This window comes from Exiguobacterium sp. s123, assembly GCF_018617075.1.
Lineage (GTDB): Bacteria > Bacillota > Bacilli > Exiguobacteriales > Exiguobacteriaceae > Exiguobacterium > Exiguobacterium profundum.
The window spans coordinates 5,863-18,289 of the sequence record NZ_JACSJL010000015.1; the positions used below are offsets into that span (position 1 = coordinate 5,863).

The following is a 12,427-nucleotide window of genomic DNA, read 5'->3' on the forward strand; positions in this document are numbered from 1 at the left end:
GAGGTGGTGGGATTCGAACCCACGCAGGCTGTTACACCCCTGACGGTTTTCAAGACCGTTCCCTTAAACCACTTGGGTACACCTCCAAAAGATATAAAATTGTGTGAGCCTCCAAAAAAGAAATGGAGGAGGTGGTGGGATTCGAACCCACGCAGGCTGTTACACCCCTGACGGTTTTCAAGACCGTTCCCTTAAACCACTTGGGTACACCTCCAAAGCTCATATGCAATTCGTGAGCAACAGTGTCGCTCGACATGATTTATAGTACCAACTGAAGAGACAGATGTCAAACCCTTTTGTGAAAAAACATTAAAAAAATTAAGCAGCCTCAAAATCGAGGCTGCTCAAGCGTTTAATTCGGCATTTCAATCTTTTCTTTCCCACCCATGTAAGGACGAAGAACTTCTGGAATCACGACCGATCCATCCGCTTGTTGATAATTTTCTAGAATCGCTGCGACCGTCCGTCCGACCGCTAGACCTGAACCGTTCAACGTATGCACGAACTCAGGTTTCGCATTGGCGTCACGACGGAAACGAATTCCCGCACGACGCGCTTGGAAATCTTCAAAGTTTGAGCAAGACGAGATTTCACGATATACCCCTTGTGCCGGCATCCATACTTCAATATCGTATTTTTTCGCGGCAGTGAATCCGAGATCTGCCGTACACATGCTGAGCACTTGATACGGAAGACCGAGACGTTTCAATACTTCTTCGGCATGACCTGTCAACAACTCCAATTGCTCATAAGACTCTTCCGGTTTTACGAAGCGGACGAGCTCGACTTTATTGAATTGGTGTTGACGGATCAACCCACGCGTGTCACGTCCCGCTGACCCAGCTTCAGAACGGAAGTTTGCGCTATATGCTGTATACGCGATTGGAAGTTGTGTCTCCGGAAGAATTTCTTCACGGTGCATGTTCGTGACCGGTACTTCAGCCGTCGGAACGAGGAAGTAGTTCGTATCCGCTACTTTAAATGCATCCTCTTCAAACTTAGGAAGCTGACCCGTTCCTGTCATTGAATCACGATTGACCATGTAAGGAGGTAACACTTCAGCGTACCCATGCTCATCTGAATGAAGGTCCATCATAAAGTTGATCAGGGCACGTTCTAGGCGAGCGCCTAATCCTTTATAGAAGACGAAGCGGCTACCCGTTACTTTTCCAGCGCGCTCGACATCGACGATTTGAAGGTCTTCCATCACGTTCCAATGTTGCTTGGGCTCGAAATCAAACTCGGGCTTTGTCCCGATTTCGCGAATCGTCACGTTGTCGTCTTCCGTTTCGCCGATTGGTGTTGATTCGTGCGGGATATTTGGGATGCTGAGTAAGATCAAGTTGAGTTCTGCCTCAACTTCGCGTAACTCTTCGTCCAACAGTTTGATTTCATCTCCGAGGCGACGTGTCTCTAAGATCGGGCCTTCGGCATCTTCTTTGTTCCGCTTCAATTCAGCGATCTGTTTTGTCGCTTCGTTGCGCTTCGCTTTCTTCACTTCCACTTCGTTGATCAAGTCACGACGTTTCTCCTCTAGTTGTGGGAAGCGGTCAAGTGCACTCAAGTCTTCCCCCCGGTGAGCTAACTTTTCTTTGATTCCTTCAAAATCCTGTCGCAAACGTTTAATGTCTAACATTGCTATTCCTCCTTTTTCATATAAAAAAGGTGGCACGTCCCTTTCCCGTAGGAAAGGGACGAACCACCTTGGATCCGCGTTGCCACCCTCGTTGCCCAAATGTTTGAGCCACTCGATGCACGTAACGTGTGCGAACGTGACTTGTTTCCAAGTCAATGCTCCGAGGCCGATTCGGTCACGTCATCTCACTAGTTTGCACCAACCACTAGCTCTCTGTCAGTAGACGTACGTAACGTACTTATTCTCATCATCGCATCTGTCATTGAATTAATCTTACTTTACAACATCTCAACTTGTTCGACAAGACTGATTTTTCCAAGTGCGAGTCGGATTTGATCGAGGAAATCCAAAAAAGCTCGCGTTATTCTCGTCAAGAACGAGGCGGTATCGACCGACTCCGCTGTAACAAGTGCCATCTTAGGAGGAGCCTCTCCCTCTAAATAGCGTACGTTCTCCGAAGAATCGATGGTGACCATGCCTGCCTGTGTGTCAGCCTTAATCGGAGCCTCTAAATCAAGCAGATCATATTCGGGCTCCGGTACGGGTCTTCCTTTTTCAACCAACACCTCAAAGTCGTTCGTCGTTCGGACCGCGACTTGCTCTTCCTCGCCTTGAGAGACCGTTGCCATCTTGGAGATTGTCTCCCCCATCCGCAAGATTGGGGTCATGACGAAATCCGCATAAGCATAATCATGTAGCGCTTTCGTTGCTGCATAACGTTCCTCGTCCGATGTTGCACCGAGGACGACCGACAAAACGGTACGCCCATCCCGTGTGGATACGCCGATGAAACAATATCCCGCCTCATTCGTCGTGCCTGTCTTGAAGCCGAGCATTCCCGGATAAGCGAGGTCACGATTAGCGAGCATGCGATTCGTCGCATCAAATCGAACACCGTCGACGTCCACGTATGCCCGCTTCGTCACGTCGAGCACTTCCGGATACGTCGTCAAATACGCGATCGCGAGCTTCATCAAGTCCTTAGCAGACGTCAAGTTGTCTCCTGGTAGGCCAGCGGATTCAGAATCGAGTCCTGAGGCGTTCGCGAACGTCGTCTGCGTCATCCCGAGTTCATCAGCCCGGCGATTCATCTCTTTGACGAATGCCTCTTCCGAACCGGATACGGCCTCCCCGAGCGTTACGGCCGCTTCATTCGCTGAACGAATCAACGCGGCATCGTATAATTCTTTGACGGTATATGGTTTATTTAACAACGGGATTCGTGCCAACCCCGGCTTTCTCGTCAACGCCAAAGCAGCATCGCTCGGTGTGATTTCTTGTGTCCAACTGAGTTTCCCTGCCTGAATCGCCTCACGCGTCAAAAATGCAGTCATCAGCTTCGTGATTGAAGCCGGCTGAAGCATCGAATCTTCTTGTTTGGCAAATAGAACTTGTCCTGTCGTCACGTCTACAAGCATCGCGCTTGCTGCATCCACTTTCGGAGCGGCCGCAGAGGCAGCCGATGGCAAGATGGTCTGCATGACGAATACGACTGTGAGCAATATGATGAAATAACGAGCCTTCACATCGTTTCCCCTTTCTGTACGCTTCTTTGTTCAGTGTAACAAAAAATAAGTTTGAAGGACCCCCTTTTTGCGAGGTCCTTCAAACTTATACATGTTGACTCTGATTCGCTTTGACCATCTCGATAAAATAGCGATGTAACGAGAGGTCATCCGTCAATTCGGGGTGGAACGAGCAAGCAAGATACTGATTGTAACGGACCGCCACAATCGCTTCCTCGACTTCAGCGAGCACATCTACTTCTGGTTCAACGCGCGCAACTTGTGGGGCACGAATGAAGACCGCTTCGACTGGCTCATCGATTCCTTTCACTGGAAGGTCGACTTCAAAACTGTCGACCTGACGTCCGAACGCATTGCGTTTCACTGTCATCGGGATTTTCTTCAAGTGGGCGTCATACCCTTCGACTTCGTTCGCGAGAAGAATCATGCCGGCACATGTGCCGAACATCGGTAACGTTTCCATCTCTCGAAGTGGTTCGAGCAGACCGTAACGGTCGAGTAATCGCCGCATCGCCGTACTCTCTCCCCCTGGTAACACGAGTCCGTCAATCGCTTGCAAGTCTTCTAGCGAGCGGACTACAACGGTTTGGGCACCGAGCGCTTCCAGCATGCGAACATGCTCCCGAATCGCGCCTTGCATCCCTAATACGCCAATCGTCACCATCTTACCAGCCTCGTGGTGCCATGAGTTCTTCTTCTTTGAGTGTGCGGACATCGAGTCCTTTCATCGCCTCACCCAATCCTTTTGACAAGTGTGCGATTCGCTCATAGTCATCGTGATACGTTGTTGCTTCTACAATGGCACGTGCAAATTTTTCTGGGTTCTCTGCTTTGAAAATACCAGATCCGACAAAGACTCCATCTGCCCCGAGGTGCATCATCAAGGCAGCATCCGCTGGTGTCGCGATTCCACCTGCTGCGAAGTTTACGACCGGCAGACGGCCCGCTTCACGGATTTGCATCAATACTTCAAACGGTGCACCGAGGTCGCGCGCCTCTGTCATGACCTCATCCACACTCATCGACAAGAGACGTTTCACTTGCGCTTGGACTGTACGCATATGACGAACCGCTTCGACGATGTTCCCTGTTCCTGGCTCCCCTTTTGTACGAATCATCGCTGCCCCTTCACCGATACGGCGGGCTGCTTCACCGAGGTCGCGTGCTCCACATACGAACGGCGCCGTGTAGTCGCGCTTGTACAAGTGGAACTCTTCGTCGGCTGGTGTCAAAACTTCGCTCTCGTCAATGAAGTCGACCCCCATTGACTCGAGGACGCGTGCTTCAGCGATGTGCCCGATCCGGCATTTTGCCATAACCGGTACAGATACTGCCCCCATGACGTCTTCAATGATTGTCGGGTCAGCCATACGGGCAACGCCACCCATTTTACGGATATCTGATGGTACACGTTCGAGCGCCATAACAGCCACAGCACCGGCAGCCTCAGCAATCTTCGCCTGTTCGGCGTTGATGACGTCCATGATGACGCCACCTTTTTGCATTTCTGCCATCCCACGTTTTACTTTATCTGTCCCTACTTGTCTCTTTTCCATTGAAATCCCTCCATTGGTTCGTGTTCTACTTGCTAGTATAAGTTGTATTGACTATATTAAAAGTGTCAGTTTCTTATTATTTAAAGTGGTCAGTTTAAATAAAGGACTCCATTTCATCTATCCCGAACCTGTTGAAGTATAAAGGAGGAATACGTATGTTAAACCGTGATTCGTTTGATGGGGGTCATCGTGCCTCATTTGGTACACCCGGGATTGTCTCTTTCATCATTATTCTTGGGTTTATACTCTACTTCTTTTTTGGTTCGTAAAGAAAGGAACGTCACACCATGGATATGCTTACCTTATCGCTTGATCAAGAATCGTCCATCCCGCTTTACGAGCAATTGTATAAGCACATTCGGGATGCCATCCTCGACGATACGTTAAAGACAGGAACCAAATTACCTTCAAAGCGTAAGCTCTCTCAATTTTTAGATGTCTCGCAGACCACGGTCGAGTTCGCGTATGCCCAGTTACTCGCCGAAGGATACATCGAGTCCATTCCTCGAAAAGGATTTTATGTGTTACCTCAAGAGGAACTGTACGTCCGGCGCTCGAGTAGTACCATCACACCAGCCCCTCAGCGAAAGACATATGATTATGATGTTTCCCCGAGTCAAATCGACACGACTGCCTTCCCGTTTGAACGATGGAAGCGACATATCAAACATGTCGTCGATGACGTGAATCATGAATTACTTGCGTTAGGTTCTGTTCAAGGAGATCTAGAATTACGCCAAGAAATCGCCACATATCTTTATCACTCCCGCGGCGTACAGTGCTCACCAGAACAGATCATCGTCGGCTCCGGAACGGAACAGCTGTTGCCACAGCTCTTGAATCTCTTACCTGACTCGTCTATCTTCGGAATCGAAGACCCTGGCTATCCGCTCACGCGCCTGTTGTTCGAGCAACAAGGACGCACATCGATTCCTATTCCCGTAGACGATAGTGGTGTTTGTGTGAATGAACTCGAGCGTCATGCAATCGATGCACTATATGTCACACCTGCTCATCAATTTCCGACAGGGACCGTCCTGTCTGTCAGTCGAAGGCAACGTTTGTTAAATTGGGCACTCGTCCATCAGACGTATATCATCGAAGACGATTACGACAGCGAGTTTCGCTATAGCGGCAAGCCGATTCCGTCACTGCAGAGCATGGACCCGAATGAACGGGTTATCTATATCAGTACGTTTTCAAAATCCCTCATGCCATCCTTACGCATCGGTTATATGGTCTTACCGACACCTTTATTAAACCGTTATCGGGAACGACACCAGTATTTCACCTGTAGCGTTCCCCGGTTCGAACAACAAACGTTGGCTCTATTCATGTCGAGCGGTGACTTTGAAAAGCATTTGAACCGGATGCGAAAAATATACCGTCGTAAGTTAGAAAGTGTCCTCGCTGCCTTCCGACCATTCGAACCGACCGTCACCGTGACCGGAGCAAGTGCCGGATTGCACGTCGTGTTGACCATCGCGACCGAGCGAACAGAACAAGAATTGAAGCGGTCCGCCGAATCCGCCGGAATCGCCATTAAATCCATGAACGACTATCGCATCGTGCATCCGGACTCCCACAAGCAATTTCTATTCGGGTTTGCGCATTTGCCGGAGTCGACTTTACCTGACGTGATCGTTCAGTTAATGCTTGCGTGGGAAGTTTCAAAAGGAGGGAAGTCATGAATCGACGTATCCGGTGGCTCATCGGACTTTTACTCATTGGGAGCGGCATCCTCTTTTTGACGAGTCCGATTTGGAAAAATGCCATTGCCAGTTCGACGAGTGAATACGTGGTGGAACAGATGAAATTTCAAGAAGAGAGCGAATTTGATCCAAGTTATGATTTCAAAGCCGTCAGTCCACTCTCTGTATCGGACGTCCTACAAGCGCGCAATCGGTTTCATAATTTGCCGACAATCGGCGTGATTTCAATTCCCGATGTCTCACTGAAACTTCCCATCATGAAAGGATTGGACAATGAAAGTCTCGCGGTAGGCGCCGGAACGATGCATCCTGAACAAGAGATGGGCAAAGGGAACTATGCGCTCGCCGGCCACTATTTACAACGAGCGACCGCTCTATTCGGACCGCTCCATGAAATCGAGGTCGGTGCGACGATCTACCTTCAGGATGAAGCGCAAACGTACGAGTACGTAGTCACTTCGCTTGAAACCGTCTCTCCTGAACGAGTCGATGTATTAGATGACACCTCAACCCCAACCATCACGTTAATCACGTGTACGTTCGATACGACAGAGCGCCTGATTGTAAAAGGAAAGCTCGTCGCTCCATCCTCTTGACCGCTTCTCCTTTCAAAATAGGAGAGGCGGTTTATTATTTTTGCAAAAACATATTGTGAGCGCTTTCAAATTCCGCTAAACTATTTTTGAAAACGTTTGCATAAAAGTGTGCAAATATATTTGACAGGAAGAGGTGCCTCATGAAAAAAACAACCGCTCGTCAGGCTTCGACGCTGATCCTTTCCGGAGCATTACTCATTCAAGCCGGTGTCCCGATGAACGCATTGGCCGAACCGACTACGATGACGATTGATGGATCGAAAACAGACTGGACTTCAACCCCAGCCCTTGCGACTTCCCCGGCTACGGGTTGGCAAGGATTTGATGTCGGTGATTTATACATACAAAACGATGCTCAACATCTTTATTTTTACGTAGATGCGAACAATGTCCCGAATTGGGGCGACAACGGACAATACATTAACATCGCCCTTCAAATTAACGATGAAGATTCTGGCGTCTCTGAAAATCCACTCGGATACCCATTCGACTTTACAGGCGTCGACAAGGCACCTCAATATCATGTTCTCGTTCGTGTCGATGGCGATCAAAAAGTCAAAGAGGCCGCCCTTTATAAGGCCGGACAGGATACCCCACTCTTACAATTGAACCAATTGAACGGTGCGGCTTTCGCAGTGGACCGGACGAAAGGATTCGAAGGAAAGATTCCATTATCCTTACTCGGGCTAAACAATGGAGACCAAGTTCGTGCCTTGACTGTATTGAGCGGCAATAATGCAGGAGAGCATGGTGCGTTCGATACGATTCCAAGTAACGCGGCCAACCAACTGGCGAACAGCTGGAACGTCGCTGCTACTCCGTCGACGCAATCCGTATATAGTGCCCCGTTCACGTTAAATGGGGTGGAGACGATTGATCAGCTTGAGGTCGTTTCGGTGACCCCGGCTTCATCCTCGATCGACGTGGATGTGTCTGCCCCAATCACATGGACGTTCAACGAACCGATCCGTCTCGATACTGAAGCAGTCACGCTACAACAAGGAGAAACGCAGATCCCGGTCGACGTGACAATGAACGGTTCGACCGTGACACTTCAGCCGAAAGAGGCACTCGCCCTCGATACGTCCTATACGGCGAAAATCCCAGCGGACGCAGTGACCGGGACGATTTCGAACACGTCACTCCCTGCCTTGACGACTTCGTTCAAAACGGCAACCAAGCTCGCTGATCCGTGGGAAACGACTCGTTATATCGAGATGAAATATGTCCGCTCGGATGGAGATTATACGGATTGGAACTTGTGGACGTGGAGCACCGGCAAAAAAGACGGCCAAGTTGATCCATATCGTATCACGGAGGACGGTGCCATCTTCCGAATTCCCGTCGGTCAAGACGCCACCAAAGTCGGATTTGTGATCCGAAAAGGAACGGACTGGGCTGTGAAGGACGCATACGGAGAAGACAGATATGTCACGCTTGGAGAAGACCGTGTCACGAAGGTCCGCGTCGAAAGCGGTAAAGGGACTTTCCATCAAGTTCCGACGATTAACGGACCGGTGTACGGTACAGACGGGATCAGTTTCTTCTATCGCGATGTAGCACTCTATGAATCCGGAAAAATGAGTGAAATTGAGCAGGTCGCACTCAAAATCAATGGTGAAACTTATCCGATGACGTATGAGGCTGAAAACGAATGGTTCCGTCACACCGTGCGCTTGCCTGAAGGCGTTCATGATTACACGTATCTCGTCACAAAAGACGGGGTGACGACTGAAGTGAAGGATCCGTACTTTGAGTCTTCTCAAATCGAGTATCGCCAACCGCCCGTTAAACTCACTTCTTCAGTCAGTCCAAAAGCGATTAGTTCCCGCGAAAATGCCGTCCTACGGGTGAAACCAACTTTACCGAAGGGCGTGACGCTTCGTGAACTCTACATCGATGCACGACCTCTCGGTGGACCCGCTAAGTTGCACATCGACCGTGCATTGAATGCACAAACCATTGCGGTGAAAGATACGGTCAAACCAGGAAACAAGACGCTCTCTGTCACAGCCGTCGACCAATATGGAAATGTCCATCGCTCGAAGACTACCATCCGTGTCGTTCCGAAATCGATGAAAGAGAAACAAGCCTTTGATTGGGATGAGGCACGAATCTACTTCATGCTGACCGACCGTTTCTATAACGGGGACGTGTCCAATGACAATCCGAACCGTGAGTACTACGACAAAGACCATCCGGAATCATACCACGGAGGGGATTTTGCGGGCGTCACGAAAAAGCTCGATTATCTAGATGACTTAGGCATCAATACGATCTGGATCACACCGATTGTGGATAACATCGATTGGGATTTGCGTTATGGGAAAGACGGATCTCAATATGGCTATCACGGATACTGGGCGAAAAACTTTGAAAAACTTGATGAACATCTTGGAGATATGGCCGCATTCCATAAACTCATTGACGAGGCGCATAAGCGTGGCATCAAAATCATGGTCGATGTCGTCTTGAACCATCCAGGCTATGGCATGGAACCAGGTGCAAGTTCAGACGTCACGAATTTCCCGACGAATGCGGAACGCCAAGTATTCGATGGCATGATTCGTGAGAATCCGGTTGACGGGGATGATCTCAGAATGTCCTTGTCCGGTCTTCCTGATTTCAAGACAGAGGAAGCGGCCGTGCGGGAGCAATTGGTCAAATGGCAGACCGATTGGATCAAACGTTCGAAAACGAAAAAAGGAAACACGATTGACTATTTCCGTGTCGATACGGTCAAACATGTGGATTCAACGACGTGGAAGTCATTCAAAAATGAGCTGACAACAATCAAACCAGATTTCAAACTCATCGGTGAACACTATGGTGCCAGCATCAACAACACAGGCGGCTATTTGAGAAGTGGTCAAATGGATTCCTTGCTCGACTTCGATTTTAAATACCAGGCCGAGCGATTCGTAAACGGCAACATTGAAGATGTAGAAAAAGCGCTTCAATACCGGAATAACCAATTATCGAATGAAGCAACACTTGGACAATTCTTAAGTAGCCATGACGAAGATGGATTCCTCGTCTCGCGTGCAGGTGGAGACACAGGCAAGCAAATGGTCGCTGCTGCCCTTCAGATTACGGCCAAAGGTCAACCGGTCATCTATTACGGAGAAGAGGTCGGACAATCTGGTAAACATGCAGGGGATATGGACAAAGGTGAATTTAACGAGAACCGCTATGACTTCGACTGGTCACGTGTCAAAGGGGAAGGGAAAGCGATGCATACGCATTACCAGAAACTATTGAATATCCGTGCAGACTATTCTCACGTATTCAGTAAAGGAACGCGTTCATCCGTCGCTGTGAATGCTACTTCTGGTTATTCGATCTTTGAGCGGGCCTACGGCAAACAGTCTGTTCTTGTCGGATTGAACACGAAAGAAAAAGCGCAAACCGTTTCATTTAAGACGTCGTACAAGGCGAAGACCGTTTTGATTGACCGCTATAGCGGCAAGTCATACACGGTTCAAAAAGACGGGAAGGTGACCGTCTCACTTCCTGCACAAGATCAAGGAGGAACTGTCATTTTAGTCGAGAAACGCAAATAAAGAACCGCCATCCTGAGTGAACAGGATGGCGGTTTTTCATTAACGTGAATAGTTTGGTGCTTCTTTTGTGATGTTGACATCGTGTGGGTGGCTCTCTTGGAGTCCAGCACCTGTCATACGAATGAACTGTGTATCTTCACGAAGGGCACGAATGTCGGCAGCGCCGCAATACCCCATACCTGAACGAAGACCACCGATCAATTGATAGACCGTGTCAGCCAGTTCACCGCGATACGCGACGCGACCTTCGATACCTTCTGGAACGAACTTTTTGTCTGCTTCCTGGAAGTAACGGTCTTGGCTTCCGCGTTTCATCGATGCTTCCGATCCCATACCACGGTACGTCTTGAATTGACGACCTTGGTAGATTTCCATCTCACCTGGGCTCTCTTTCACACCTGCGAGCAAGCTTCCGAGCATGACTGCGTTGGCTCCTGCGGCAATCGCTTTGACGATATCACCAGAGTACTTGATTCCACCGTCAGCGATGACTGAGACACCGTGCTCTTTCGCTTCTGTCACACAGTCATAAACTGCTGTGATTTGCGGAACACCGACACCTGCGACGACACGTGTCGTACAGATCGAGCCTGGTCCAATCCCAACTTTAATGACGGATGCTCCTGCTTCAATCAATGCACGTGTCGCTTCTGCTGTCGCCACGTTCCCTGCGATAATTGGAAGAGATGGGAACATATCACGTAATTCACGAACCTTTTCAAGTACGCCAGCTGAGTGACCGTGTGCCGTATCGATGACTAGTGCATCCACACCTGCTTCAACCAACACTTGAGCACGTGAGGCCGCGTCTTTCGTCACACCGACTGCAGCTGCGACAAGAAGACGACCTTGCTTATCTTTTGCTGCGTTCGGGAACTGTTCGACCTTCTCGATATCTTTCGTCGTAATGAGACCTTTCAATACGCCGTTCTCATCGACAAGTGGAAGTTTCTCGATACGATGTTGATGAAGGATACGTTCAGCTTCTTCAAGCGATGTACCCACTTTTGCTGTGATGAGATTCTCTGTCGTCATGACATCTTTGATTACCGTCGAATAGTCTTTGATGAAGCGAAGATCACGATTCGTTAAAATACCGATCAATTGACGCTCTTCTTCTGAGTTGACGATTGGAACGCCCGAAATACGGTATTTACTCATCAAGTATTCTGCATCATATACTTGACGGTCTGGAGTTAAATAGAACGGGTTTGTGATGACACCATTTTCTGAGCGCTTTACGCGATCGACGTGCTCAGCCTGCATTTCCATCGACATGTTCTTGTGAATGACACCTAAACCACCTTGACGGGCCATAGCGATCGCCATTGGGGCTTCAGTGACAGTATCCATACCGGCACTGATGATTGGAATATTTAATTCGAGTCCTTCACAGAGCTTCGTGCTTAAATCAACGTCACGTGGTAAAACATTTGAAAACCGTGGTACGAGTAATACATCATCAAATGTTAAACCTTCTTTTGCAAACTTATTTTCCCACATAAAAATTGATGGCCCCTTTCTCGTTCTACCTACATCTTTGTTTCGAAATATTTCTGTAATGGTAACAGGTATAACGCAAAAGTGCAATTCAATTCCCGATGTTCAGAAAGTTCAGAATTGTGTTCATTGGCTTAAATTATATGCAAATTGTTCGGAATTTCATTGTATGGATCAGTAGATCTTGGAGTTCGGTTTCATTATGAACGTAAAAAAACGACCGAGCGTATGCTCAGTCGTCCTGCGTTGTTGCCTGGCAACGTCCTATCCTCACAGGGGGAGATCCCCCAACTACTTTCGGCGCTGAGACGCTTAACTTCCGTGTTCGGCATGGGAAC

The 12,427-nt window shown here is 48.8% G+C and carries 8 protein-coding genes, 2 tRNA genes, 1 rRNA gene and 1 other annotated feature; of the genes, 3 read left to right on the forward strand and 8 right to left on the reverse strand.

What is annotated here, in order from left to right; genetic code table 11:
• From KNO72_RS15275 to pdxS, 6 genes are all read right to left on the reverse strand, one after another.
• A tRNA-Ser gene (locus tag KNO72_RS15275) sits at nucleotides 1-86 on the reverse strand.
• A gap of 37 nt (nucleotides 87-123) precedes the next feature.
• Nucleotides 124-214, reverse strand: a tRNA-Ser gene (locus tag KNO72_RS15280).
• Nucleotides 215-352: 138 nt separating this feature from the next.
• Nucleotides 353-1,636 (reverse strand): serine--tRNA ligase, encoded by a 1,284-nt coding sequence (serS, locus tag KNO72_RS15285; protein WP_214758759.1) that lies wholly within the window; start codon nucleotides 1,634-1,636, stop codon nucleotides 353-355.
• A 51-nt stretch (nucleotides 1,637-1,687) separates the two neighbouring features.
• Nucleotides 1,688-1,896: a binding site (T-box leader), on the reverse strand.
• A gap of 18 nt (nucleotides 1,897-1,914) precedes the next feature.
• The gene (locus KNO72_RS15290; RefSeq protein WP_214732141.1) at nucleotides 1,915-3,162 is read right to left on the reverse strand and encodes a D-alanyl-D-alanine carboxypeptidase family protein; all 1,248 of its coding nucleotides are present in this window, start codon (nucleotides 3,160-3,162) and stop codon (nucleotides 1,915-1,917) included.
• Between the two features lie 85 nt (nucleotides 3,163-3,247).
• Complete coding sequence (pdxT, locus tag KNO72_RS15295; RefSeq protein WP_047795939.1) at nucleotides 3,248-3,823, reverse strand: pyridoxal 5'-phosphate synthase glutaminase subunit PdxT; 576 nt, start codon at nucleotides 3,821-3,823, stop codon at nucleotides 3,248-3,250.
• Between the two features lie 4 nt (nucleotides 3,824-3,827).
• Nucleotides 3,828-4,718 carry a pyridoxal 5'-phosphate synthase lyase subunit PdxS gene (gene pdxS, locus KNO72_RS15300; RefSeq protein ID WP_012727762.1) on the reverse strand — a complete coding sequence of 297 codons (891 nt, stop codon included), beginning with the start codon at nucleotides 4,716-4,718 and terminating at the stop codon, nucleotides 3,828-3,830.
• A gap of 287 nt (nucleotides 4,719-5,005) precedes the next feature.
• Between pdxS and pdxR the strand changes: the two genes are divergently transcribed.
• The 3 genes from pdxR (at nucleotide 5,006) to KNO72_RS15315 (ending at nucleotide 10,589) form a co-directional block, all read left to right on the forward strand.
• On the forward strand, nucleotides 5,006-6,409 hold the full coding sequence (pdxR, locus tag KNO72_RS15305; protein WP_078145946.1) for a MocR-like pyridoxine biosynthesis transcription factor PdxR: 1,404 nt from the start codon (nucleotides 5,006-5,008) through the stop codon (nucleotides 6,407-6,409).
• Nucleotides 6,406-7,026: a class A sortase gene (locus KNO72_RS15310; protein WP_214758762.1), complete on the forward strand. Its 621-nt coding sequence runs from the start codon at nucleotides 6,406-6,408 to the stop codon at nucleotides 7,024-7,026. The genes pdxR and KNO72_RS15310 overlap by 4 nt, the downstream gene beginning before the upstream one ends.
• A 140-nt stretch (nucleotides 7,027-7,166) precedes the next feature.
• Nucleotides 7,167-10,589 (forward strand): alpha-amylase family glycosyl hydrolase, encoded by a 3,423-nt coding sequence (locus tag KNO72_RS15315; RefSeq protein ID WP_214758764.1) that lies wholly within the window; start codon nucleotides 7,167-7,169, stop codon nucleotides 10,587-10,589.
• Between the two features lie 39 nt (nucleotides 10,590-10,628).
• Here the strand turns inward: KNO72_RS15315 and guaB are convergent, their stop codons facing one another.
• Together guaB and rrf are read right to left on the reverse strand one after the other, a co-directional pair.
• Complete coding sequence (guaB, locus tag KNO72_RS15320) at nucleotides 10,629-12,092, reverse strand: IMP dehydrogenase (RefSeq protein WP_078145949.1); 1,464 nt, start codon at nucleotides 12,090-12,092, stop codon at nucleotides 10,629-10,631.
• A gap of 248 nt (nucleotides 12,093-12,340) precedes the next feature.
• Nucleotides 12,341-12,427, reverse strand: a 5S ribosomal RNA gene (gene rrf, locus KNO72_RS15325); the annotation flags it as partial.

Excerpts from the sequence above, each read along its gene's own strand:
- guaB (WP_078145949.1), bottom strand. The coding sequence starts at position 12,092 with ATGTGGGAAAATAAGTTTGCAAAAGAAGGTTTAACATTTGATGATGTA.
- KNO72_RS15315 (WP_214758764.1), top strand. The coding sequence starts at position 7,167 with ATGAAAAAAACAACCGCTCGTCAGGCTTCGACGCTGATCCTTTCCGGA.
- KNO72_RS15310 (WP_214758762.1), top strand. The coding sequence starts at position 6,406 with ATGAATCGACGTATCCGGTGGCTCATCGGACTTTTACTCATTGGGAGC.
- serS (WP_214758759.1), bottom strand. The coding sequence starts at position 1,636 with ATGTTAGACATTAAACGTTTGCGACAGGATTTTGAAGGAATCAAAGAA.
- pdxR (WP_078145946.1), top strand. The coding sequence starts at position 5,006 with ATGGATATGCTTACCTTATCGCTTGATCAAGAATCGTCCATCCCGCTT.
- pdxS (WP_012727762.1), bottom strand. The coding sequence starts at position 4,718 with ATGGAAAAGAGACAAGTAGGGACAGATAAAGTAAAACGTGGGATGGCA.